This is a genomic window from Streptomyces sp. NPDC048417 (genome assembly GCF_040651615.1).
Taxonomy (GTDB): Bacteria; Actinomycetota; Actinomycetes; order Streptomycetales; family Streptomycetaceae; genus Streptomyces.
On sequence record NZ_JBEZKI010000032.1, the window covers coordinates 1 to 23376 of the forward strand.

At 70.4% G+C, this 23376-nt stretch carries 20 protein-coding genes; 9 read left to right on the forward strand and 11 right to left on the reverse strand.

Translation table 11 applies throughout. The features are described 5' to 3' along the window. Window positions 1-178: 178 nt before the first annotated feature. A complete protein-coding gene (locus AB0D59_RS39310) occupies window positions 179-2464 on the reverse strand; it encodes a transglycosylase domain-containing protein (RefSeq protein WP_362575844.1) in 2286 nt (761 codons plus the stop codon). Window positions 2465-3047: 583 nt separating this feature from the next. Between AB0D59_RS39310 and wblA the strand changes: the two genes are divergently transcribed. After that, entirely contained in the window at window positions 3048-3386 is a 339-nt protein-coding gene (gene wblA / locus AB0D59_RS39315; RefSeq protein ID WP_067046754.1) for a transcriptional regulator WblA, read from the forward strand. Between the two features lie 224 nt (window positions 3387-3610). On the opposite strand, the gene AB0D59_RS39320 is transcribed toward wblA, so the two are convergent. Both AB0D59_RS39320 and AB0D59_RS39325 read right to left on the reverse strand, forming a co-directional pair. Further along, window positions 3611-5140 (reverse strand): ArsA family ATPase, encoded by a 1530-nt coding sequence (locus tag AB0D59_RS39320; RefSeq protein WP_362575846.1) that lies wholly within the window; start codon window positions 5138-5140, stop codon window positions 3611-3613. Further along, window positions 5137-6114, reverse strand: coding sequence for an ArsA-related P-loop ATPase (locus AB0D59_RS39325; protein ID WP_362575848.1), 978 nt, complete (start codon window positions 6112-6114; stop codon window positions 5137-5139). Before AB0D59_RS39325 ends, AB0D59_RS39320 begins: the two co-directional genes overlap by 4 nt. Before the next feature lie 152 nt (window positions 6115-6266). Between AB0D59_RS39325 and AB0D59_RS39330 the strand changes: the two genes are divergently transcribed. The 4 genes from AB0D59_RS39330 (at window position 6267) to AB0D59_RS39345 (ending at window position 8749) form a co-directional block, all read left to right on the forward strand. Further along, complete coding sequence (locus AB0D59_RS39330; protein WP_019992579.1) at window positions 6267-6425, forward strand: DUF4177 domain-containing protein; 159 nt, start codon at window positions 6267-6269, stop codon at window positions 6423-6425. Then, window positions 6422-6889 carry a RidA family protein gene (locus AB0D59_RS39335; RefSeq protein ID WP_362575850.1) on the forward strand — a complete coding sequence of 156 codons (468 nt, stop codon included), beginning with the start codon at window positions 6422-6424 and terminating at the stop codon, window positions 6887-6889. Before AB0D59_RS39330 ends, AB0D59_RS39335 begins: the two co-directional genes overlap by 4 nt. Window positions 6890-7040: 151 nt before the next feature. Then, window positions 7041-7916, forward strand: coding sequence for an NUDIX hydrolase (locus tag AB0D59_RS39340; RefSeq protein ID WP_362575852.1), 876 nt, complete (start codon window positions 7041-7043; stop codon window positions 7914-7916). A gap of 2 nt (window positions 7917-7918) precedes the next feature. Continuing rightward, window positions 7919-8749: an MBL fold metallo-hydrolase gene (locus AB0D59_RS39345; protein WP_362575853.1), complete on the forward strand. Its 831-nt coding sequence runs from the start codon at window positions 7919-7921 to the stop codon at window positions 8747-8749. Window positions 8750-8787: 38 nt separating this feature from the next. Here AB0D59_RS39345 and AB0D59_RS39350 read toward each other — a convergent pair whose 3' ends face one another. Both AB0D59_RS39350 and AB0D59_RS39355 read right to left on the reverse strand, forming a co-directional pair. After that, window positions 8788-9618, reverse strand: a complete 831-nt coding sequence (locus tag AB0D59_RS39350) for a nucleotidyltransferase domain-containing protein (RefSeq protein ID WP_362575855.1) — start codon at window positions 9616-9618, stop codon at window positions 8788-8790. Window positions 9619-9749: 131 nt separating this feature from the next. Beyond that, window positions 9750-10424, reverse strand: coding sequence for a Crp/Fnr family transcriptional regulator (locus AB0D59_RS39355; RefSeq protein WP_018547939.1), 675 nt, complete (start codon window positions 10422-10424; stop codon window positions 9750-9752). Window positions 10425-10676: 252 nt separating this feature from the next. On the opposite strand from AB0D59_RS39355, the gene nth reads away from it, so the two are divergent. The 3 genes from nth (at window position 10677) to AB0D59_RS39370 (ending at window position 13765) form a co-directional block, all read left to right on the forward strand. After that, window positions 10677-11747, forward strand: coding sequence for an endonuclease III (gene nth, locus AB0D59_RS39360; RefSeq protein ID WP_362575857.1), 1071 nt, complete (start codon window positions 10677-10679; stop codon window positions 11745-11747). Window positions 11748-11844: 97 nt separating this feature from the next. Then, the gene (locus tag AB0D59_RS39365; protein ID WP_362575859.1) at window positions 11845-12552 is read left to right on the forward strand and encodes a CoA pyrophosphatase; all 708 of its coding nucleotides are present in this window, start codon (window positions 11845-11847) and stop codon (window positions 12550-12552) included. 13 nt (window positions 12553-12565) lie between these two features. Then, entirely contained in the window at window positions 12566-13765 is a 1200-nt protein-coding gene (locus AB0D59_RS39370) for a MarP family serine protease (RefSeq protein ID WP_362575860.1), read from the forward strand. 4 nt (window positions 13766-13769) lie between these two features. Here AB0D59_RS39370 and AB0D59_RS39375 read toward each other — a convergent pair whose 3' ends face one another. From AB0D59_RS39375 to AB0D59_RS39400, 6 genes are all read right to left on the reverse strand, one after another. Then, window positions 13770-13949, reverse strand: a complete 180-nt coding sequence (locus AB0D59_RS39375; RefSeq protein ID WP_351713367.1) for a hypothetical protein — start codon at window positions 13947-13949, stop codon at window positions 13770-13772. 127 nt (window positions 13950-14076) lie between these two features. Continuing rightward, the gene (locus AB0D59_RS39380; protein ID WP_362575862.1) at window positions 14077-14997 is read right to left on the reverse strand and encodes an alpha/beta hydrolase; all 921 of its coding nucleotides are present in this window, start codon (window positions 14995-14997) and stop codon (window positions 14077-14079) included. Then, complete coding sequence (locus AB0D59_RS39385) at window positions 14994-15479, reverse strand: phage holin family protein (protein ID WP_360492386.1); 486 nt, start codon at window positions 15477-15479, stop codon at window positions 14994-14996. Before AB0D59_RS39385 ends, AB0D59_RS39380 begins: the two co-directional genes overlap by 4 nt. 134 nt (window positions 15480-15613) lie before the next feature. Further along, complete coding sequence (gene nhaA, locus AB0D59_RS39390; protein ID WP_362575864.1) at window positions 15614-17002, reverse strand: Na+/H+ antiporter NhaA; 1389 nt, start codon at window positions 17000-17002, stop codon at window positions 15614-15616. A 190-nt stretch (window positions 17003-17192) separates the two neighbouring features. Continuing rightward, the gene (acs, locus tag AB0D59_RS39395) at window positions 17193-19151 is read right to left on the reverse strand and encodes an acetate--CoA ligase (RefSeq protein ID WP_362575866.1); all 1959 of its coding nucleotides are present in this window, start codon (window positions 19149-19151) and stop codon (window positions 17193-17195) included. A 172-nt stretch (window positions 19152-19323) separates the two neighbouring features. After that, on the reverse strand, window positions 19324-21759 hold the full coding sequence (locus AB0D59_RS39400) for a SulP family inorganic anion transporter (RefSeq protein ID WP_362575868.1): 2436 nt from the start codon (window positions 21757-21759) through the stop codon (window positions 19324-19326). Window positions 21760-22097: 338 nt separating this feature from the next. Between AB0D59_RS39400 and AB0D59_RS39405 the strand changes: the two genes are divergently transcribed. Further along, complete coding sequence (locus AB0D59_RS39405; RefSeq protein WP_362575869.1) at window positions 22098-23360, forward strand: hypothetical protein; 1263 nt, start codon at window positions 22098-22100, stop codon at window positions 23358-23360. The last annotated feature ends 16 nt before the right edge of the window (window positions 23361-23376 follow it).

The window sequence follows — 23376 nt, forward strand, 5'->3', positions numbered from 1 at the left end:
GGTGGGCGGGGTGCCCTCGCGGCGTGCGGCCCCTGGGCCCGGTGGGGTCCGGCGTCTCCCCGGGGGGGGCCGCACCTCTGCGAGAGAGGTGCGGCCCCGCCGTCGTACCGATAGGAATGCCTGCAGGAATGCCAGCAGTAAAGCCAGTAGGGAATCCGGTAGGAAAGGAAGAGGCAGGTCAGCCTCTGCCTCCTCCGTTCCCGTTGTTCCCGCCGTTCTCGTTGCCCTGGATGAAGCCGTCGGGGAAGGAGAAGGTCGGGGTCGGGGTGGTGGTGCCCGCGGTGGTCCCGCCGTCCGTCGTGCCGGCGTCGCCCGTGCCGCCGCCGATCAGACCGCCGATCAGGCCGCCCGTGTCGTCGCCGTGGCCGTTTCCGTTGCCCTTGCCGTGGTCGTCCTGGTCCGGGATGTCGATGAGGTTGAACGACTCGGACTGCTTGCCCTGCAGGGCGCCGGTCATGGCGTCCTTCCAGATCGGGCCGGGCGTGTCGGCGCCGTAGACCTCGCTGTGGTAGACGCCGCCGATGGTGATGTTGGTCATCTCGATGTTCTGCTTGGCGCTGCCGACCCAGACCGCGCCCGCGAGGTTGGGCGTGTAGCCGACGAACCAGGCGTTCTTGCGGGCGTCCGTCGTACCGGTCTTGCCGGCGCTCTCGCGGTCGTCCAGGCCGGCCTCCTGACCGGTACCGGAGTCGACCACTCCGCGCAGCAGGGTGTTGATGGTGTCGGCGGTCTTCTCGCTCATCGCCCGCGAGCAGGTCGACTTGGGCACGGCCAGGGACTTCTGCTCGTTGCCGACCTTCTGAGTGATCGACTCGATGGCGACCGGCGTGCAGTACATACCGCGGTCCGCGAAGGTGGCGTACGCGCTCGCCATGGTCAGCGGGGAGAGGCCGATCGCGCCGAGGGCGATGGACGGGGTCTGCGGGAGCTTCGAGCCGTCGCCCTGGTGGACGTGGAGCGCGTCGGTCATCTTGACCACCGGGCACAGGCCGATGTCGGAGATCAGCTGGACGAAGTAGGTGTTGATGGACTTCGCCATCGCCTTCTTCATCTGGTACGGCCCGACCTCGGACTCGTTCTCGTTCTCGACCTGCTCGTTCTCCGTGTTGACCCACTGCTTGCCGTCGCACTGCTGGACGGGGCTCGGGTAGTTCATCTTGTACGGCGCCGAGTACTCCTGCGTCGCCGCCTTGCCGCCCTCGATGGCGGCCGCGGCCACGAACGGCTTGAACGTCGAACCCGTCGGGAAGCCGTAGTTGGAGCCGCCGTAGTCCCGGTCGACCGAGAAGTTGTACTCGGTCTCGTTCTTGTTGTAGCCGTACGGCTTCGACTGGCCCATCCCCAGGATCTTGCCCGTGCCGGGCTCCACGAGGGTGGCGGCCGCGGCGACCGAGTCGGCCTTGTAGACGTGGTCCTTGATCGAGGTCTGCACCGAGTCCTGGGCCTGCGGGTCCAGGGTGGTGCGGATGGTCAGGCCGCCCTGGTTCCAGAGCTTGGCGCGTGCCTCGCGGGTCTTGCCGAAGGTCGGGTCGGTGAGGAAGACGTTCTCGACGTACTTGCAGAAGAACCCGGCGCCCTTGGCGGCGGTGATGCAGCCGTTCTTGGGCTGGGTGACATGCAGACCGAGCGGCGCTTCCTTGGCCTTGTCGGCCTCCGCCTGGGAGATGTCGCCGAGTTGGGCCATGCGCTCCAGCACGACGTTGCGCCGCTTGGTGGCCTCGGCCTCGTCGTTGACCGGGTCGTAGCGGCTGGGCGACTGCACGATGCCGGCCAGCAGGGCCGACTGCTGGAGGTTGAGGTTCTTGGCGTGCTGGGAGAAGTAGCGCTGGGAGGCGGCCTCGATGCCGTAGGCCTGCTCGCCGAAGAAGGTGATGTTCAGGTAGTTCTCGAGGATCTTCTTCTTGCCGAGCTTCTCCTCCAGCTGGATCGCGTACTTCAGCTCCTTGACCTTGCGGCCGAGGGTCTGCTGGGTGGCCTCGGCGACCTTGGTGGGGTCGTCACCGGCCTCCTCGATGAAGTAGTTCTTCACCAACTGCTGGGTGAGTGTGGAGGCGCCCTGGGCGACCCCGCCGCTCACCGCGTTCTTGTTCAGCGCGCGCAGGACGCCCTTCAGGTCGATGGCGCCGTGCTGGTAGTAGCGCGAGTCCTCGATCGCGACGATCGCCTTCTGCATGTACGGCGAGATCTCCTTGAGGTCCACCACCGTGCGGTCACGGGAGTAGACCTGGGCGATCTGGTTGCCCTTGCTGTCGAGGATCCTGGTCCGCTGGCTGAGCTGCGGGCTCTTCAGGTTGGCGGGGATGTCGTCGAAGCCCTGGACCGAACCCTTGGCCGCGAGGCCCAGGGCGCCGGCCGCGGGCAGCGCGATGCCCGCCATCACGGCTCCCGCGAGCACACTGACACCGAGGAACTTGGCGGCCTGCTGCGTGGCCGACAGACCACCGCCCGAGCGCTTCTTTGGCATGGGGGCAGCCTAATCCGTGGGGATGAGCATTCCGCGTGAGCGGGCGGCTCTCGGGATGTTCGAGTGCCGGATCGTGACATAGAGGGCGACGCGACCAGAACACGGGCTGGGCCGCGGCCCGACCCGCCTGTCGGCATGGCTGCGCCTCGCCGACGGCACGACGACATGAACGGCCTACCTTGCCATTCGCCGGACACGCGCGCAGGCCTTGGCCTAAGCTGCTCTCAACTGTCACAGCAGTGCGGCCACGTATCAATACGTCCGGCGACCCCGAATCGTTCCGGAACCCGCCCACTTTTTTTCGGGTGATGTGTTGATGGCGTGTCCGAATCCGCCTCGTGTGTCATCCAGCGTCCGTTGTGGCGCACCACGGCTGTCCCGGTTTGCCGGGATGATCACGTATGTCGCCAGCTCACTCCCGCGGGTGATCTGCCGCTTACCCATAGTCCGTTCGGGCCATTCGAGATTGGGCCCGAAGGGGGTGTTGCGCTGTGCCCACCTTCCGTAACGTCCTCAACTGGCGGCGGTGAATATGCCGCTGCCGCCGTGGGGGAGCCTCGATTCGGGAGAGGACGGCGCCGGTATGGGCTGGGTAACCGACTGGAGTGCGCAGGCTGCCTGCCGCACTACCGATCCGGATGAACTGTTCGTTCAAGGAGCAGCGCAGAACAGGGCCAAGGCGGTGTGCACCGGGTGTCCGGTACGCACGGAATGCCTCGCCGATGCGCTGGACAATCGCGTCGAGTTCGGCGTGTGGGGAGGAATGACCGAGCGGGAGCGCCGCGCACTGCTGCGCAGGCGGCCCACCGTGACCTCCTGGCGCAGGCTCCTGGAGACAGCACGCTCGGAGTACGAGCGGGGGACCGGCATCGTCCCCCTCGACAGCGACGAGGTGTACGAGCACTACGCGGCGGTGAGCTGAATCACCCGCCGCACCACCGACTGAACCACCCGCCGAACCTGCCGAGGGCATACGCCCTCCGGAGACTGGGCGGGCATGCGACTACGGGCCTGTGGCCGACTGACTACGGGCCTGTGACTACAAGCCCGTGACCGACCACCGGCATGACCGACCACCGGCATGCGGCGACGGGCCATGGCCGACTACCGGCTCCGTCGTCATGCACGGCCGACTACGGCATACAACTACGGGAGTTCGGGCCGGCCGGCCGCGAGCCGGTCGCCGATGTCCCGCAGTCCCGCGAGGTCGTGCACATCGCCGGGCAGCGCGGCCACTTCCACCACGGCCACCTCGGGGTGGCGCGCGGTGAAGCGGTCACGTGTGCGCTGCTCGCGGGAGAGCAGCTGCATGCGCTCGGCGTGCAGCCTCAGCAGGCTTGCCGTGAGCTGGTCGACGGTGCGGTCCGGGTTACCGGAGGAGTCGGGCTCGGACGCGTCGGGCCCGGGCTGGGACGAGGGGGATTCGCCTGCCTGGGGTGCCTGGGGCGTCGTCGTCGCGTCGAGTCCGGACGAGGGGGAGCCGTCGGACTCGGACTCGGACGCGGATGATTCAGAACTGCCGTACGTGTCGGGAGAGTTACGAAGTCCAGCTTTCCCGCCACCCTGATCCACAATGCGGGGCTCCTCAAGATTTTCCGCGACCTCAAGGTTTTCTGCGACCTCAAGGTTTTCCGCGGCGGCGAGAGCACGCTCGGCGGACAGCCGGTCGGCGCCGCTGCCGTGGACGCGGTTGAGGACCAGACCGACCAGCGGCATGTCCTCCGCGGCCAGCCGCTCCACGAAGTACGCGGCCTCACGCAGCGCGTCCCGCTCCGGAGCCGCCACCACCAGGAACGCCGTACCGGGCGCCTGAAGCAGCTTGTACGTCGCGTCCGCGCGCGTGCGGAACCCGCCGAACGTCGTGTCCATCGCGGCCACGAACGTCTGGACGTCCTTCAGCAGTTGCCCGCCGAGCAGCTTGCCCAGCGTGCCGGTCATCATCGACATGCCGACGTTCAGGAAGGCCATGCCCGCCCGGCCGCCCAGTTTCGCCGGCGCGGTGAGCAGACGGATCAGTTTGCCGTCCAGGAAGGAGCCCAGCCGCTTCGGCGCGTCCAGGAAGTCCAGCGCGGAGCGGGAGGGCGGGGTGTCGACGACGATCAAGTCCCACTCGTCCCGGGCCCGCAGCTGGCCCAGCTTCTCCATCGCCATGTACTCCTGCGTGCCCGCGAAGCCCGCCGAGAGCGACTGGTAGAAGGGGTTGGCCAGGATGGCGGCCGCCCGCTCGGCGTCCGCGTGCGCCTCGACGACCTCGTCGAAGGTGCGCTTCATGTCGAGCATCATGGCGTGTAGTTCGCCGCCGGCCCGGCGCCCACCGGCCTCGGCCGAGTCGCTCGCCCGCCGCCCGCCCTCCTTGGCCGAGTCGCCGTGCGGTGCCCCTGCTCGGTCCTCCGTGCCCTTCACCTTCCGTGGCACGTTGTCGAGCGAGTCGATGCCCATGGACTGTGCCAGCCGCTTGGCCGGGTCGATGGTGAGCACGACCACCTTGCGGCCGCGCTCGGCCGCCCGCAGCCCCAACGCCGCCGCGGTCGTCGTCTTCCCGACCCCGCCCGAGCCGCAGCACACCACGATCCGGGTGTTCGGGTCGTCGAGCAGCGCGTCGACGTCGAGCGCGGGCGCGTGGGCCAGCCGGCGCGTACCGTCCTGCGTCGGCTCCGAGTCCGGGTCCGAAGTCATGACATCCCCTGTTTCCGCAGCTCGGTGGCGAGTTCGTACAGGCCCGCCAGGTCCATCCCCTCGGCGAGCAGCGGCAGTTCGTGCCGCGGCAGGTCCAGCTCGGCGAGGACCGCGCGCTGCTCGTGCTCCAGCGCGTACCGCTCGGCGTACTCGTTGGCCTGTGCGAGCAGCGGGTCCACCAGCTGCCCGGCCTTCCCGCCGCGCCGCGCTCCGCCCAGCCCCGCGGCCGACAGCGCCTGCGCCACGGCGGTGCGCGGCACCGTCCGTACGAGTTCCAGATCGGCGGCGTCCAACACCTCCGGCCGGACCATGTTCACGATGACCCGGCCCACCGGCAGCCGTGCGGCGCGCAGTTCGGCGATGCCGTCGGCGGTCTCCTGGACCGGCATCTCCTCCAGGAGGGTGACCAGGTGCACGGCCGTCTCCTTGGACTTCAGCACCCGCATCACGGCCTGCGCCTGATTGTGTATCGGGCCGATCTTGGCGAGCCCGGCCACCTCGTCGTTCACGTTCAGGAAGCGGGTGATGCGGCCGGTCGGCGGGGCGTCCATGACGACGTAGTCGTAGATGAAGCGGCCGGCCTTGTCCTTCCTGCGCACCGCCTCGCACGCCTTGCCGGTCAGGAGGACGTCTCTCAGCCCCGGCGCGACGGTGGTGGCGAAGTCGATCGCGCCGAGCTTCTTCAGGGCCCGGCCGGCCCCGCCGAGCTTGTAGAACATCTGGAGGTAGTCCAGAAGGGCCAGTTCGGGATCGATGGCCAGCGCATAGACCTCACCACCCCCCGGCGCGACCGCGATCTTCCGCTCCTCGTAGGGCAACGCCTCCGTCTCGAAGAGCTGGGCGATGCCCTGCCGACCCTCGACCTCTACGAGAAGCGTCCGCTTCCCCTCGGTCGCGAGGGACAGCGCGAGTGCGGCGGCGACCGTCGTCTTTCCGGTCCCGCCCTTGCCGCTGACGACCTGGAGCCTGCTCACATCTTCGAGACTAACCAGTCGGCCGGACACTCACGCGGGAGGCTGTGGACAACCGTGCGTGCGGTCGGCCGCCGAGGCCGGTGGCAGCCGGTCGTGACCTGCACGGCGGTCGGCCACGTGTCCCGTCCGTCACAGCGGATACAGTCGGCCCCATGACCAAGTGGGAATACGCAACCGTGCCGCTGCTCGTCCATGCCACGAAGCAGATTCTGGACACCTGGGGCGAGGACGGCTGGGAGCTCGTCCAGGTCGTGCCCGGGCCCAACAACCCCGAACAGCTCGTGGCCTACCTGAAGCGGGAGAAGCCGTGACGAGCGCCGTCGAGGCCAAGCTGGCCGAACTCGGTCTTTCGCTGCCGGCGGTCGTCCCGCCCCTCGCCGCCTACCAGCCGGCCGTCCGGTCGGGTGCGTACGTCTACACCTCCGGCCAGCTGCCGATGGTGGACGGCAAGCTCCCGGTCACCGGCAAGGTCGGCGCCGAGGTCACCGCGGAGGAGGCCAAGGAACTGGCCCGCACCTGCGCGCTGAACGCCCTGGCCGCCGTGAAGTCCGTCGCCGGTGACCTGGACCGCATCGCGCGGGTGGTGAAGGTCGTCGGCTTCGTCGCCTCCGCGACCGACTTCACCGGCCAGCCCGGCGTGATCAACGGCGCCAGCGAGCTGCTCGGCGAGGTCCTCGGCGACAAGGGCGTGCACGCGCGCAGCGCGGTGGGCGTCGCGGTGCTGCCGCTGGACGCACCGGTCGAGGTCGAGGTCCAGGTCGAACTGCTGCCGTAACCGCATCCGGCTGTTGCCGAAAACGGCATCCGGCTGCCGCCGTGGCCGCATCGGGCTGCCGCCGCGACCGCGTCCGGCCTGTCCCCGTGGCACCTCCGGGTGCCCCGGAGCCCCTCTCGAACATTCGCTCCCCACGGGATAGCCTCCGGTAATGGCCGATGGACAGTGGTATCCCCCGGAGTGGCCGGACCGCATCCGCGCGCACGCGGAGGGCACCCTCGTACTGGTGTCCCCGAAGCGCGCGGCGACCGTCCTGCTCCTGAAGGACACCCCTGGCGGTCCCGTCGTCCACATGCTGCGCAGACGCGCCTCCATGGCCTTCGCCGGAGGCGCGTACGCGTATCCCGGCGGCGGTGTCGATCCGCGTGACGACGACCACCAGGTCCGCTGGGCAGGCCCCACGCGCGCGTGGTGGGCGCAGCGGCTCGGCGTCGACGAGGCGGCCGCCCAGGCGATCGTCTGCGCGGCCGTGCGGGAGACGTACGAGGAGGCCGGCGTCCTGCTCGCGGGCCCGGCCGCCGACGCCGTGGTCGGGGACACCACCGGGGACGACTGGGAGGCCGACCGCGCGGCTCTGGTCGCCCGTGACCTGTCCTTCGCCCAGTTCCTGGACCGGCGGGGCCTGGTCCTCCGCTCGGACCTGCTGGGCGCCTGGACACGCTGGATCACCCCTGAGTTCGAGACCCGCCGCTACGACACCTGGTTCTTCGTCGCCGCCCTCCCGGAGGGCCAGCGCACCCGGAACGCCTCCACGGAGGCCGACCGTACGGTGTGGATCCGCCCGGCGGAGGCGGCCGCCGGCTACGACAAGGGCGAACTGCTGATGATGCCGCCCACCATCGCGACCCTGCGCCAGCTGACGCCGTACGCCACGGCCGCCGAGACGCTCGCGGCGGCGCCCGCGCGGGACATGACGCCGGTGCTGGCCCGCGCCCGCCTGGAGGGCAGCGAGATCGTCCTGACCTGGCCGGGCCACGACGAGTTCACCAAGCGCATACCGACCGACCTGACGACCGGGGGAGCCTGAGCATGACGAACGCAGCAGCTCTGCCCGGCCAGCCGCGCGGCGGGGTCCTCTCAGGACCCGCCACCGCGCGGGCGGTCAACGTGCTGGCCCCCAACGCCTCCGTGATGACCCTGGACGGCACCAACACCTGGATCGTCGCCGAGCCCGACTCCGACCTGGCCGTGGTGATCGACCCCGGTCCGCTGGACGACGGCCACCTCAAGAACGTCGTCGACACGGCCGAGAAGGCCGGCAAGCGCATCGCGCTCACCCTCCTGACCCACGGCCACCCCGACCACGCCGAGGGCGCCGTCCGCTTCGCCGAGCTCACCCGCACGCGCGTGCGTGCCCTCGACCCGGCGCTGCGCCTGGGCGACGAGGGACTGGCGGCCAGCGACGTGATCACGACCGGCGGCCTGGAGCTCCGGGTCGTACCCACACCCGGCCACACCGCCGACTCCCTCAGCTTCCACCTCCCGGCCGACCGGGCGATCCTGACCGGCGACACCATCCTGGGGCGCGGCACGACGGTCGTGGCCCATCCGGACGGCCGTCTGGGCGACTACCTGGACTCGCTACGACGGCTGCGCTCCCTGACCGTCGACGACGGCGTCCACACGGTCCTGCCGGGCCACGGACCCGTCCTGGAGGACGCCCAGGGCGTCGTCGAGTTCTATCTGGCCCACCGCGCCCACCGGCTCGCCCAGGTCGAGACGGCCGTGGAGAACGGCCACCGCGGCCCGGCCGAGGTCGTCGCCCACGTCTACGCGGACGTGGACCGCTCCCTGTGGCTGGCCGCGGAGCTGTCGGTACGGGCCCAGCTGGACTACCTCGGCGAGCACGGGCTGATCTAACCGCAGCCCGGCACTTGGGCCTCGACCTGGACCTGGACCTACTCCCAGCCCTCGGGCCTGGGGGTCTTCGCGCCGTGCACGCGCGCGTACTCGTCCGCGAGCCACGGGCCCAGGTCGTCGACATACGTCCGCAGCACCGCGCGGTCGCCGATCGGCTCGTACCCCAACCCGGCGGCGCGGCGCAGCTGCTCGGACCGCTCCGGGTAGTAGTCGGCGAACGCCTCGGCCATCTCCCGCAGATCGCTGGTCCAGCCGTTCCAGCGGGGCATGACGAGGGTGAAGCCGGTGCGCACGAGATGCCGGGACATGAAGCGCACCAGGGGCCGCAGAGCCTCCTCGCTGTCGCCCGCGGCCGCGATCCGCTGCCGCCAGCGAGGCAGGTACCGGGCCAGGTCGCCGTTGGTCTCGCGGGCGAGCAGGGAGTCGGGGCGGTAGCGGGGCAGGAACTCGGCGAGGTCCTCGCCGAGCAGCGGGGTGCACAGGCAGGCCACGAACCAGCCGATGTCGTACCGCTCCAGATCGCTGAGCACGCGCGTGCGGGAGTAGAGCAGGGTCCCGACCCCGTCGATCTCCGGGAACTCCTTGTCGACGGCCTCGCCGAGGGCACCGGCCGCGTCCCGGTCGGCGCCGGTCGGCTCCGCGCGCAGGACGGCCACCAGATCCAGGTCGCTGCGCCCCACGCGCGCGGTGCCGCGCGGGATCGACCCGTAGAGGTAGGCGCTGTCCAGCCCGCCCCCGAAGACGTCCAGGAGCCGGTCGCGGGCGGCGGCGACCACGGGGCGGAAAACGTGCGGCACGCGCGCGTGCGAGCCCTCGCGCTCGATGAAGCCCTGGGGGTCGAGACCGCGGGACCCGACTGTTTCAGGCATGGGAAACCAAATATCAGCCCGTTGGGCGCTTGAGGACGAGGCCCCAGGCCGATGACGCGGGGGTCTGGGGGATCCGGGGGCGGTAGCCCCCAGAAACCGGCGCCTGCCGAGACGCGCCTGCCGAGACGCGCCTACCGGGACCGCTTCGCCAGCCGCTCGACGTCCAGCAGGATCACGGCCCGCGCCTCCAGACGCAGCCAGCCACGCTGGGCGAAGTCCGCCAGCGCCTTGTTCACGGTCTCGCGGGACGCGCCGACCAACTGGGCCAGCTCCTCCTGCGTGAGGTCGTGGACGACGTGGATGCCCTCCTCGGACTGCACGCCGAAGCGGCGCGACAGGTCCAGCAGGGCGCGTGCGACCCGGCCCGGTACGTCGGAGAAGACCAGGTCGGACATGGCGTCGTTGGTCTTGCGCAGCCGGCGGGCGACGGCGCGCAGCAGGGCGGTGGCCACCTCCGGGCGGGCGTTCAGCCAGGGCTGGAGGTCGCCGTGGCCCAGGCCCAGCAGCTTGACCTCGGTCAGCGCGGTCGCCGTCGCCGTACGCGGGCCCGGGTCGAACAGCGACAGCTCGCCGATCAGTTCGCCGGGGCCGACGACGGCGAGCATGTTCTCGCGGCCGTCGGGGGAGGTGCGGTGGAGCTTGACCTTGCCCTCGGTGACGACATAGAGCCGGTCGCCCGGGTCGCCCTCGTGGAACAGGGAGTCGCCACGTGCGAGGGTCACCTCACTCATGGAGGCACGCAGCTCCGCGGACTGCTCGTCATCGAGCGCCGCGAAGAGCGGGTTGCGCCGCAGAACGTCGTCCACGAGTTCTCTCCTTGTCGACCTGCTCAGGGGATCTTGCTCCCCGTTGGTACCAGGGGACCGTGCTCCCCATTTTGCCGGACGATTCAAACAGTGTGATCTGTCACAAGGATGCCGCACAGGTGTCCCGAGGTAAGCGGCAGGGGTCCAATCGGGGGCTGATCTTCCGGGTCCGGGGCGGATGTCGGTGCCGGGCTCTAGGCTGGCCGGGTGTCCAAATCGCCGGTGAGAGCACAGGCCAAGGGGGCTGGGCGGGTGGTTGTACGTCGTGATTCCGCTGTGGGCGAACAGGGGTCCGATGCTGCCCCTGGCGAGCCGAAAAAGGCGACAAAAGCGGCAGAGGCCGTAAAGAAGGTCGCTGCCGCGAAGGCTCCGACCGCGACGAAGAAGGCGGCGCAGAAGAAGGCCGTGGCGAAGAAGGCCGTGGCGAAGAAGACGGCACCGGCGAAGACCACGGCAGGGCAGACCGCTTCGAAGCGGCCCGCGTCCAAGGCCGCCGCGTCCAGGAAGGCCGCTGCCGAGAAGCCGCAGGCGGCCTGGAAGCCCGAGTCGCACACCGCCCTGGTCCGCCGTGCCCGCCGGATCGACCGCGAGCTCGCCGAGGTGTATCCCTACGCCCACCCCGAGCTGGACTTCGAGAACCCCTTCCAGCTCCTGGTCGCCACGGTGCTCTCCGCCCAGACCACCGACCTGCGCGTCAACCAGACCACCCCGACGCTGTTCGCGAAGTACCCCACCCCCGAGGAGCTGGCCGAGGCCAACCCGGAGGAGGTCGAGGAGATCCTCCGGCCGTGCGGTTTCTTCCGGGCCAAGACCAAGTCGGTGATAGGGCTCTCCAAGGGCCTGGTGGAGTCGTTCGGCGGCGAGGTCCCGGGGCGGCTCGAAGACCTCGTCAAACTGCCCGGCGTCGGCCGGAAGACCGCCTTCGTCGTGCTGGGCAACGCCTTCGGGCGCCCCGGCATCACCGTGGACACACACTTCCAGCGCCTGGTCCGCCGCTGGCGGTGGACCGCGGAGACCGACCCCGACAAGATCGAGGCGACCGTCGGCGCGCTGTTCCCCAAGAGCGAGTGGACCGACCTTTCGCACCACGTGATCTGGCACGGCCGCCGGATGTGCCACGCCCGCAAGCCCGCCTGTGGGGTCTGTCCCATCGCGCCGCTCTGCCCGGCCTACGGCGAGGGCGAGACGGACCCGGAGAAGGCGAAGAAGCTGCTCAAGTACGAGAAGGGCGGCTTCCCCGGCCAGCGCCTCAACCCGCCGCAGGCTTATCTGGACGCGGGTGGCAGGCCGGCGCCGCCGCTGGGCGCGGCATCAGGGACATGACCTAGGGATCTTCTGAGGGGCGAGAAACGGAACGATCAAGGAGTCTTCGGGCGTTGGAACGGGCAGGCGGGGGCAGCAGGGCAGGACGGGGGATGCCATGACACAGGGCGGCAAGGCGCACACGGGGGATCCGCGCGCGGGCGTGGCGCTCAGCAAGGACGGACTGCCGGAGTGGCTGGACCCGGTGGTGCGGGCCGCCGAGACGGTCCAGCCGGTCCAGCTGAGCCGCTTCCTGCCGCCGGAGAACGGCGCGGGACGGCAGTCGGCCGTGCTGATCCTGTTCGGCGAGGGCGAGCAGGGGCAGGAGCTGCTGCTCATGGAGCGGGCCGGTAGCTTGCGCTCGCACGCCGGGCAGCCCTCGTTCCCCGGTGGCGCCCTCGACCCCGAGGACGGCGACCCGAAGGCCGACGGGCCGCTGCGGGCCGCTCTCCGCGAGGCCGAGGAGGAGACCGGGCTCGATCCGGCCGGCGTCCAGCTGTTCGGGGTGCTGCCCAGGCTGTACATCCCGGTGAGCCACTTCGTGGTCACCCCGGTGCTGGGCTGGTGGCGCGAGCCGAGCCCGGTGGGGGTGGTGGATCCGAACGAGACGGCGAGGGTCTTCACGGTCCCCGTGGCGGATCTCACGAATCCGGCCAACCGGGCCACCGCCGTGCACCCCAGCGGCCATCGAGGTCCGGCATTCCTGGTCGAATCGACCTTGGTGTGGGGGTTCACGGCCGGGGTGATCGACCGGCTGCTGCACTACGCGGGATGGGAGCGCTCCTGGGACCGCGAGAAGCTGGTCCCGCTCGACTGGCGGTCATGACAGGGTGTCCACCGTGAATGTGCTGGACATCCTGTTGCTGGTCGCCGCCGTGTGGTTCGCGATCGTCGGCTACCGCCAGGGATTCGTCGTCGGCATCCTGTCGGTGATCGGCTTCCTGGGCGGCGGACTCGTCGCCGTCTACGTCCTGCCGGTGATCTGGGACGCGGTGACCGACAACGCCGAGGTGAGCACGACCGCCGCGGTGGTCGCCGTGGTCGTCGTCATCGTCTGCGCCTCGGTCGGCCAGGCCCTGACCACGCATCTGGGCAACAAGCTGCGCCGGTACATCACCTGGTCCCCGGCCCGCGCCCTGGACGCCACCGGCGGCGCGCTGGTCAACGTGCTGGCGATGCTGCTGGTCGCCTGGCTGATCGGCTCCGCGCTCGCGGGCACCACGCTGCCGACGCTCGGCAAGGAGGTCCGTAACTCCAAGGTGCTCCTCGGGGTGTCCAGAGCGCTGCCCAACCAGGCCGACACCTGGTTCGCGGACTTCTCCACGGTCCTCGCGCAGAACGGCTTCCCGCAGGTCTTCAGCCCCTTCGCCAACGAGCCGATCACCGATGTCTCGCCGCCCGACCCCGCCCTCGCGAACAGCGCGGTGGCCACCATCGCCAAGCAGTCCATCGTCAAGGTGACGGGCACCGCGCAGAGCTGCGGCAAGATCCTTGAGGGCACCGGCTTCGTCTTCGCCGACCGCCGTGTCATGACCAACGCGCACGTGGTCGGCGGCGTCGACGAACCCACCGTCCAGATCGGCGGCGAGGGCCGCAAGTACGACGCCAAGGTCGTCCTCTACGACTGGCAGCGCGACATCGCCGTACTCGATGTGCCGGACCTGCCGGCGAAGGCCCTGAAGTTCTCCGCCGCGGACGCGGCGACCAGCGACAGCGCGATCGTCGCCGGGTTCCCGGAGAACGGGTCCTACGACGTCCGTGCCGCCCGCGTGCGCGGCCGTATCACCGCCAACGGCCCGGACATCTACCACCGAGGCACCGTCCGCCGTGACGTCTACTCGCTGTACGCGACCGTCCGCCAGGGCAACTCCGGCGGCCCGCTGCTCACGCCCAAGGGCCAGGTGTACGGGGTCGTCTTCGCGAAGTCACTGGACGACGCCGACACCGGGTACGCCCTCACGGCCGACGAGATCCAGGCGGACATCGCCCGGGGCCGTACCGCGAATCAGCAGGTCGGGACCGACAGCTGCGCACTGTGAGGGATCATGCGCGGGTATGGCGCAGACGGACCGAGACCCAGCGGGCCCGGCGGCGCAGGATGTGCGGAATCCCCACCCTGAGGTCCGTGCCCGGCAGCTGCGGGGCGGCTCCTCGATGGGAGTTCAGACCGCCTGTCGTACGGCGGTTGCGGGGTGCGTCACTGTAGTCGTGCGTCCAGCCCATACCCCGACGTCTGCCCCCGCCCCAAGGTCGATAACCTCCGGCGTGGCCCTCAATCGGCCTATGCGCGGGGCATGTGGCCGTTCGTAGAACAGGTGTACAGATCCGGATACCGGGCGCATCGGCGCGGTCACCGATCGGGCTCGGGGTCTTTCAGCCAGTTGACCAGTTCGGTGGAGAACGCGGCCGGGTCCTCCTCGTGCGGGAAGTGCCCGAGCCCGTCGAACAGCCGCCAGCGGTACGGGGCTTCGACGTACTCGCCGGAGCCGGCCGCGCTGCGGGTGCGGGCCACCGGGTCCAGGGAACCGTGCAGATGCAGCGTCGGGACGCGCACCGGGCGCTTCATCCGGCGGTTGAACTGGATGCCGTCCGGGCGGGCCAGCGAGCGCACCAGCCAGCGGTACGGCTCGATCGAGCAGTGCGCGGTGGAGGGGATGCACATGGCCCGCTGATACGTCTCCACCGCCTCGTCGTCCGGCAGCCGGGGGCCTGACCAGTCCCGGATCAGCCGGCCGACCAGCGCGCCGTCGTCGGCGATGAGCTGCCGCTCGGGGACCCACGGCCGCTGGAAGCCCCAGATGTAGGAGGCGGCGGCGGACTGCCGGCGGTCCCGGAGCATCGCGGAACGCCAGCGCCGCGGGTGCGGCATGGACACCACCGCGAGCCGTCGTACCAGCTTGGGGCGCATCGCGGCCGCGGTCCACGCCAGATAGCCGCCCAGGTCGTGGCCGACCAGCGCGGCGTCCGGCTCGCCGAGGGAGCGGATGACGCCGGTGATGTCGAGGGCGAGGTTGGCCGGGTCGTAGCCGCGCGGGGTCCGGTCGCTGCCGCCGACGCCCCTGAGGTCCATGGCGACGGCCCGGAAGCCCGCGTCGGCGAGCGCGACCAGCTGGTGCCGCCAGGCCCACCAGAACTCCGGGAAGCCGTGCACCAGCATGACCAGCGGGCCGTCGCCGAGCTCGGCGATGTGGAAGCGGGCGCCGTTCGCTGCGACGTCCCGGTGGGTCCAGGGGCCTTCGAGTCGTACGGCCGAGGGGGCGGGATCGCTCATGACGACGAGCGTCCCACAGCCTCGATGGCCGGCACGTCGTCCCTGGGGAGCGCCGGACGCGGATGCGGCTTGGCGTTCTGCAGTACGCCCGCCGTCTCCTTCACCGACGCGGCGACCTTCTGCGGGCCCTGGCCCTTCTTGGCCTTCTTCGCGAACACCACGCCGATCAGCGCGAGGGCGACGGCCACCAGGACGTTCGCCGCGAAGGAGAGCAGGAAGCAGATCGCGAGATTCCAGTGGCTCCAGGTCCGAATGCCGTACGCCAGCGCGAAGTTGAGCATCGGCAGGGAGAACAGCAGGAGCACACCGGCCGCCGAGAAGGCGCCGCCGCTCGTCGCGCCCCGCTTGACGTCCTGCTTCAGCTGGGCCTTGGCCAGCGCGATCTCGTCGTGCACCAGCGCCGACATCTCGGCCGTGGCCGAGGCGAACAACTGGCCGATGCTGCGTTCGGCACCGACCGGGCTGCCGTCGGGTGCGCTCATCGCGGTCTCCCTCTGCGTACTTGTCATCGTCTTTTGTACCGTCTCGTCAGATCATGCCGGACGGTTGCCCTGCGCGCCTGCCCCGCCCACCACTTCGGCACGCGCGTCTTGCCCGCTGGGGCCCTGGCCGGCCCCTACCGGGTGGCCTGCCCGGCCTTCTCGGCGGCTATTCGGCGGTGTTCGGCGGCCTTGCGGTCGTAGATCTCCGCCATCCGCAGGTGGTACGCCGGGTCGTCCTGCTCGTAGACGTCCGGGATGCCGTCGAGGTCCTCGTCCCGCTCCTCGGCCTCGACCAGCCGCCGGTAGCGGGTGTTGCGTATCTTCAGCAGCACCGTGGCGCACAGGGCCGCGATCAGCGAGCCGGTGAGTACGGCGGCCTTGACCTCGTCGGTGAGCACGGCGTCGCCGGCGAAGGCGAGTTCGCCGATGAGCAGCGACACGGTGAAGCCGATACCGGCGAGCGAGGCGACCGCGAAGAGGTCGCCCCAGGCGAGATCCTCGCTGAGCGAGGCCCGGGTGAAGCGGGCGGTCAGCCAGGTCCCGCCGAATATCCCGACCGTCTTGCCGACCACCAGCCCGAGCACCACCCCGAGCGTCTCGGGCTTGCCGAACACGTCCCCGAGCGCCCCTCCGGACACCTTCACGCCCGCGCTGAAGAGCGCGAACAGGGGCACGGCGAGCCCCGCCGACAACGGCCGCAGCAGATGCTCGATGTGCTCGCCGGGGGAGTGTTCCTCACCCTTGCGGGTGGTGCAGCGCAGCATCAGGCCCATGGCGACACCGGCGATGGTCGCGTGCACGCCGCTGTTGTACATCAGCGCCCAGATGACGAGCGCGAGCGGCACGTACACGTACCAGCCGCGTACGCCCTTCCTCAGCAGCAGCCAGAAGACGGCGAGGCCCAGGACCGCGCCGCCGAGCGCGGCGAAGTCGATCCGGGCGGTGAAGAAGACCGCGATGATCAGGATCGCGAACAGGTCGTCGACGACCGCGAGGGTGAGCAGGAAGGCGCGCAGGGCGCCCGGCAGGGAGGTGCCGATGACGGCCAGCACGGCCAGCGCGAAGGCGATGTCGGTGGCCGTGGGCACCGCCCAGCCCTGGGTGGAGCCGCCGCCGACGAGGTTGGTGAGGGTGTAGACGAGCGCCGGTACGGCCATGCCGCACAGCGCGGCGACCACCGGCAGCACGGCCGCCTTGGGGTCGCGCAGATCGCCGGCCACCAGCTCGCGCTTGAGCTCGATGCCGGCGACGAAGAAGAAGACCGCGAGCAGGCCGTCGGCGGCCCAGTGGGCGACGGAGAGGTTCAGGCCGAGGGCACCGGGGCCGAGGTGGAAGTCGCCGACGCTCTCGTAGCTGTGGTGCAGCGCCGGTATGTTCGCCCAGATCAGCGCGGCCACCGCGGCGATCAGCAGCAGCACGCCGCCGACGGTCTCGGTCCGCAGCGCGTCCGCGACGAAGGTCCGCTCGGGCAGCGAGAGCCGGCCGAGGACCTTGCGGGCGGGGGTGATGCGGGGCGCGGACACGGGGACCTCCGGTCGGTGGGCAGGACGGGACTACTTGCCGACCAGACTTCCCGGCACACCTTGAGGAACACGCTACTTTGCTTAGTTTACCTAAGGTGTGATGGGAGTTGCCAGGTAAGTCTCACGGTAGGGGCAAAAAGGGCGCCCGGCGCGTTTCGCGCCGGGCGCCCTTCGGGACCGTCGGTCGGGGTCAGTCCTCGCTCGGCGCCGCCGGGAGCTTCGCCTGGATGAGGTCCATGACCGTCGAGTCCGTCAGCGTCGTCACGTCACCGAGCTGGCGGTTCTCGGCGACATCGCGCAGCAGCCGGCGCATGATCTTGCCGGAGCGGGTCTTCGGCAGCTCCGCCACCGGCAGCACCCGCTTGGGCTTGGCGATCGGGCCGAGCGTGGCGCCGACGTGGTTGCGCAGCTCGTTGACGAGGCCCTCGTCCTCGGCGTTCGCCGTGCCGCGCAGGATCACGAAGGCGACGATCGCCTGCCCGGTCGTCTCGTCCGCCGCGCCGACCACGGCCGCCTCGGCGACCGACGGGTGCGACACCAGCGCCGACTCCACCTCGGTCGTCGAGATGTTGTGCCCGGAGACCAGCATGACGTCGTCCACCCGGCCGAGCAGCCAGATGTCGCCGTCGTCGTCCTTCTTCGCCCCGTCACCGGCGAAGTACTTGCCCTCGAAACGCGACCAGTACGTGTCCAGGAACCGCTGGTCGTCGCCCCAGATCGTGCGCAGCATCGACGGCCACGGCTCGGTCAGCACCAGGTAGCCGCCACCGCCGTTGGGCACCTCGCGCGCCTCGTCGTCCACCACTGTGGCCGAGATGCCGGGCAGCGGGGTCTGCGCGGAACCGGGCTTGGTCGCGGTGGCACCCGGCAGCGGCGAGATCATCATCGCGCCGGTCTCGGTCTGCCACCAGGTGTCCACGATGGGGGTCCGGTCGGCGCCGATGTGCTTGCGGTACCAGATCCAGGCCTCGGGGTTGATCGGCTCACCCACGGAACCCAGCACCCGCAGGCTGCTCAGGTCGAACTTCGCGGGGATGTCGTCGCCCCACTTCATGAACGTGCGGATCGCGGTCGGCGCCGTGTACAGGATCGTCACCCCGTACTTCTGCACGATCTCCCAGAACCGGCCCTGGTGCGGGGTGTCCGGGGTGCCCTCGTACATCACCTGCGTCGCGCCGTTGGCCAGCGGCCCGTACACGATGTACGAGTGGCCGGTCACCCAGCCGACGTCGGCCGTGCACCAGTACACGTCCGTCTCCGGCTTGAGGTCGAACACCGCCCAGTGCGTGTAGGACGCCTGGGTGAGGTAGCCGCCCGAGGTGTGCAGGATGCCCTTCGGCTTCCCCGTCGTACCGGACGTGTACAGGATGAACAGCGGGTGCTCGGCGTCGAAGGCCTCGGGCGTGTGCTCGGCCGACTGCCGCTCCACGACCTCGTGCCACCACACGTCCCGCGTGTCGTCCCAGGCCACTTCCTGCCCGGTGCGCCGGACGACCAGCACATGCTCGACGTTGCCGGCCTTGCCGACCGCCTCGTCCACGGCCGGCTTGAGCGCGGACGGCTTGCCGCGCCGGTAGCCCCCGTCGGAGGTGATGACCACCTTGGCGTCGGCGTCCTGGATACGGGTGGCGAGCGCGTCCGCCGAGAAGCCGCCGAAGACCACGGAGTGCGCGGCGCCGATCCGGGCGCAGGCGAGCATCGCGACCGCCGTCTCCGGGATCATCGGCATGTAGACCGCGACCCGGTCGCCCTTGCGGACGCCCAGCTCCAGCAGGGCGTTCGCCGCCTTGGAGACCTCGTCCTTCAGCTCGGCGTAGGTGATCGCACGGCTGTCGCCGGGCTCGCCCTCGAAGTGGATGGCGACCCGGTCGCCGTTGCCGGCTTCCACATGCCGGTCCACGCAGTTGTACGCGACATTGAGCTCGCCGTCCTTGAACCACTTCGCGAACGGCGGGTTCGACCAGTCCAGCGTCTCGGTCGGCTCCTTGGCCCAGGTCAGCCGGCGGGCCTGCTCGGCCCAGAAGCCGAGCCTGTCAGCCTTGGCCTGTTCGTACGCCTCGGCCGTGACATTGGCGTTCTCGGCCAGGTCAGCGGGCGGCGCGAAGCGTCGCTCCTCCCTCAAGAGGTTGGCCAGGCTTTCGTTGCTCACGACATCTCCCTTTCCAAGGGTGTCCGTTGTGTCCCGGGCCACAGCTCATCAGACCTGGGGGTCCGGTGACAAGGGCCGTCGGGAAATGGTTTAGACCTGTCGGGTACGGCAGGACGTGCGGGCCCGCCGGTGCCGGCCTGGACGGCGCCGACAGGCCCCCGCCGCCCCTTCCTCAGGCCGGGCTGCGCAGCTCTTCCGCGCCCGGTACCCCCTCGAACACCTCTCCCTCTTCTTCGCCTCCGGCCCGGCGCAGCAGATACGCCTGCGCCTCGCCCACATGGAAGTACATCCCATGCAGCTCCAGCTCACCGGCTGCCAGCGCCCGCGCCACCGAGTCGTGCGCCCGCAGATGCTCCAGCTGCTGGACCACATTGGTCAGGCAGAGCCGCTCCGTCATGTCCGCCGCCGCCCGCCCGGCCAGCCGGACCCCCGGCCAGCCGCGGTCGGCCAGCCGTGTCAGGCTCGGCAGCCCGTGCCGCAGCCAGCGTCCGAGCGGACTCGTGCCGCCCTCGGCCCCGGAACTCAGCAGCGACTGCATCGCCCCGCACCCGGAGTGGCCGCACACCGTGATGGACCGCACCTTCAGCACGTCCACCGCGTACTCGATCGCCGCCGACACCGAGTCGTCGCCGTTCTCCTCACCCGGAAGGGGGACCAGATTGCCGACGTTGCGGACCACGAACAGGTCACCCGGACCACTGGAGGTGATCATCGATGTGACGAGCCGGGAGTCGGCGCAGGTCAGGAAGAGCTGCGACGGCCGCTGCCCCTCGCGCGCCAGCCGGGCCAGCTCCTCCCGCACCAGGGGCGCGGTGTCGCGCTGGAACGCGCTGATCCCACGGGCGAGTTCATGGCCCGCACCGTCCGCCCTGCCGCCGCCCCAGCGGACGAGTCCCGACCTGACGAGGTCCGGTCTCTGGACGAGGTCCGGTTCCTGGGTGAGGCCCGGTCCCTGGCCGTGACTCGCACGACGCTCGCGACCGTCCTCGTCCTCCGGTCCTCCGCCGTACTCCGCTGAGCGCACGCCCACCCGGCAGCCGGTCAGCTCGGCGGAGCCGCCCTGCGCGGTGTGGGCCCTGCGCCAGTCCCGCAGTGACTCGTACGCCGCGTGGTCCATGAACGAACCGGCCAACTCCACCACGGCGTGGGCGCCTTGGGGTACGAGATGCAGGGCTCTGCTGAGCCGGGGCACGGCGAGGAACGTCAGCTGGCCTCTTACATGTACGCGATGGACTCCCCCCTTCTCTTCATGGGTGATGCGGGTGCGGGCGAGGCGGTGCAGGGCGACGGCGACGGCCATGGCGACCCCGAGGAGCACGCCCTCCAGGACGCCGAGGATCACCACGCCAAGTGTGGTGACGACATACACCGCGACTTCACGGTGGCGGGTCACCGTGCGGATGTGGTGCAGGGACACCATCTGGATGCCGACGGCCATCACCAGGGCGGCGAGCGAGGCGAGCGGGATGAGATCCAGGACCGGGACCATCAGCAGCGCGGCGACTACTACGAAAACGCCGTGCAGCATCGTGGAGTTCCGGCTGACGGCACCGGATTGCACATTCGCCGAACTGCGCACCGCGACCCCCGCGACCGGCAGTCCGCCGAGCGCCCCGGAGACGATGTTGGCGGCGCCCTGACCGAGCAGTTCGCGGTCCAGGCCGGACCGGCCGACCCGGGACTGGGGTCCGGGGCGGCCGGCCAGCATCTTGTCCACGGCGACCGCGCCGAGGAGCGACTGCACACTGCACACCAGCGTGGTGGTGAGCAGGGCGGCGACGATGCCGAGCGCCGGCCCCTCGGGCAGCCCCGCCAGGGCGTGGCTGCTCCAGGACGGCAGGTCGACCCGGGGCAGGGCGAGCCCGGTGAGCGCGGCGGTCGCGGTGGCACCGGCGACGGCGACCAGGGCCGCCGGGACCGTACGCAGCAGACGGCCCGCTCGGCCGGGGATCCGGGGCCAGCCGAACAGCAGGGCCAGGGTCAGCGCGCTCATCGTCACGGCGGCCGGGTGCAGGTTGGCCAACTGGGCTGGCAGCGCCCGGACATTGGCGAGGACCGAGCTCTGCGGGTTGCCGCCGAGGACGATGTGCAGCTGGGCGACGGCGATGGTGACACCGATGCCGGCGAGCATGCCGTGCACCACGGCCGGGCTGACGGCGAGCGCAGTGCGGGCCACGCGCAGGCAGCCCAGGCCCAGCTGGGCCAGTCCGGCGAGGACGGTGATGCCGCAGGTGGTCCGCCAGCCGTAACGGTGGATCAGGTCGGCGGTGACCACGGTGAGCCCGGCGGCCGGGCCGCTGACCTGGAGCGGGCAGCCTCCGAGCCGCCCGGCGACCAGTCCGCCGACGGCCGCCGCGACCAGCCCGGCCTGGAGCGGGGCTCCGGTGGCGAGGGCGATTCCGAGGGACAGCGGCAGGGCGATCAGGAACACCGAGACGGACGCGGACAGGTCGGCGCCCTCGACCCGGAAGCGGCGGCGCGGGGGCTTGGGCGGGCTCGGTGACCGGTCGGCGCCCTTGGCGGGCTGGGGATTTGTGGCTTCGGCCCGAGCTCCGGCCTGGGCCAGGCCGAGGCTCTCGGGGTGGGTGGGTACGCAGGCTGATGACATGTTTCCCGTCTCCTCCGGGGCAGCGCGGTCGCGGATCAGGGGGTCCCCTCGCCAGTGGGCTGGGGCTCGGTCGCGGCCGTGGGTCACGGCGTGCAGTGGCGGGATGAATCAACAATCGGTAAACGAATCGTAATGCAGAGTAAAGGTCAAGCATGGATTTTCTGCGCAAATGGGGCACCTCTTCACCTCCATGGGTGAAGTGAGCAGTTCATCGGCTTGTCGTATTAATCCCTCTCTCGGTCCTATGCGACCTTGACGGCGCTGTCGGCACATACCCGGCACACCGCCATAAACGCCGTGATCGGCGTTCGCCGAGAGAAGGAAGAAGGTGGGCGGAATTGGCCGCCACCCAGAGAATTGCCGTCGGCGCCGTGACCGCCGCGGCCTGTGCCGCGTCGCTGGCGGGCTGCGCGACCGGCACCAACTCCGAGGAAGGGGCGCCCGGGCCGCAGAAGGGAGCGCCGGCGCCCCAGAGCGTGGTCCGTCTGATCGGGGACGGTTCCACCGCGTACACCGGGGCGCAGCCGCACCTGCCCCGGCCGGAGAAGCTCCAGCCCGGTGAGAAGCCCCCGCAGTTCGTGGTGTTCTCGTGGGACGGCGCGGGCGAGGACAGCCAGAAGCTGTTCTCGCACTTCCGCAAGGTCTCCAAGGAGAACAACGCGACCATGACGTACTTCCTCAGCGGCGTCTACATGCTGCCCGAGGAGAAACGTGACCTCTACCGGCCCCCGCAGCACTCGCCCGGCCGCTCCGAGATCGGCTTCAACGACGAGCAGGGCATCTCCGACACCGTCAGGCAGCTGCGGCTGGCCTGGCTGGAGGGCAACGAGATCGGCACCCACTTCAACGGGCACTTCTGCGGCCCCGACGGGGGTGTCGGCGAGTGGTCGGTGGCGGAGTGGAAGAGCGAGATCGCCCAGGCCAAGCAGTTCGTGAAGAACTGGAAGACCAACACGGGCATGAAGAACGCCGCACCGCTGCCCTTCGACTACGACAAGGAACTCATCGGCGCCCGCACCCCCTGCCTGGAGGGACAGAAGAACTTCATGAAGGCGGCGAGCCAGCTGGGCTTCCGCTACGACACCAGCGGTGTCAACGACCAGGTCTGGCCCAAGAGGAAGGAGGGGCTGTGGGACCTGTCGATGCAGCTCGTCCCCTTCCCCGGCCACTCCTTCGAGCAGCTGACCATGGACTACAACTTCATGGTCAACCAGTCAGGCACCTCGACCCAGGGTGACCCCGACAAGTACGACTACTGGGGCGACCAGATGCGTGACGGGCTGCTCCAGGGTTTCAACCGGGCCTACAACGGCAACCGCGCGCCGCTCGTCATCGGCAACCACTTCGAGTCGTGGAACGGCGGAACCTACATGCGGGCCATCGACGAGGTCGTCGAGAACGTCTGCAACAAGCCCGAGGTGCGCTGTGTCTCCTTCCATCAGCTGGCCGACTGGCTGGACGCCCAGGACCCGCAGGTCCTGGCGAGACTGCGCACCCTGAACGTGGGCGAGACCCCGCGTCAGGGCTGGGCGTCCTTCCTCTCCGGCCGTCCCGCCCCGGCACCGAAGGGGGTGCCCGGGGCGCCGGCGGTCAAGCAGTAGGCGGTGGGCGGGAGTC

What these genes read in the sequence shown, in the direction of transcription:
- AB0D59_RS39375 (WP_351713367.1), bottom strand. Translation starts at nt 13,949, where the DNA reads ATGGGCTGGACGCACGACTACAGTGACGCACCCCGCAACCGCCGTACG.
- AB0D59_RS39400 (WP_362575868.1), bottom strand. Translation starts at nt 21,759, where the DNA reads ATGTCATCAGCCTGCGTACCCACCCACCCCGAGAGCCTCGGCCTGGCC.
- AB0D59_RS39365 (WP_362575859.1), top strand. Translation starts at nt 11,845, where the DNA reads ATGACACAGGGCGGCAAGGCGCACACGGGGGATCCGCGCGCGGGCGTG.
- AB0D59_RS39380 (WP_362575862.1), bottom strand. Translation starts at nt 14,997, where the DNA reads ATGAGCGATCCCGCCCCCTCGGCCGTACGACTCGAAGGCCCCTGGACC.
- AB0D59_RS39340 (WP_362575852.1), top strand. Translation starts at nt 7,041, where the DNA reads ATGGCCGATGGACAGTGGTATCCCCCGGAGTGGCCGGACCGCATCCGC.
- AB0D59_RS39330 (WP_019992579.1), top strand. Translation starts at nt 6,267, where the DNA reads ATGACCAAGTGGGAATACGCAACCGTGCCGCTGCTCGTCCATGCCACG.
- wblA (WP_067046754.1), top strand. Translation starts at nt 3,048, where the DNA reads ATGGGCTGGGTAACCGACTGGAGTGCGCAGGCTGCCTGCCGCACTACC.
- AB0D59_RS39320 (WP_362575846.1), bottom strand. Translation starts at nt 5,140, where the DNA reads ATGACTTCGGACCCGGACTCGGAGCCGACGCAGGACGGTACGCGCCGG.
- AB0D59_RS39385 (WP_360492386.1), bottom strand. Translation starts at nt 15,479, where the DNA reads ATGAGCGCACCCGACGGCAGCCCGGTCGGTGCCGAACGCAGCATCGGC.
- AB0D59_RS39345 (WP_362575853.1), top strand. Translation starts at nt 7,919, where the DNA reads ATGACGAACGCAGCAGCTCTGCCCGGCCAGCCGCGCGGCGGGGTCCTC.
- AB0D59_RS39310 (WP_362575844.1), bottom strand. Translation starts at nt 2,464, where the DNA reads ATGCCAAAGAAGCGCTCGGGCGGTGGTCTGTCGGCCACGCAGCAGGCC.
- AB0D59_RS39350 (WP_362575855.1), bottom strand. Translation starts at nt 9,618, where the DNA reads ATGCCTGAAACAGTCGGGTCCCGCGGTCTCGACCCCCAGGGCTTCATC.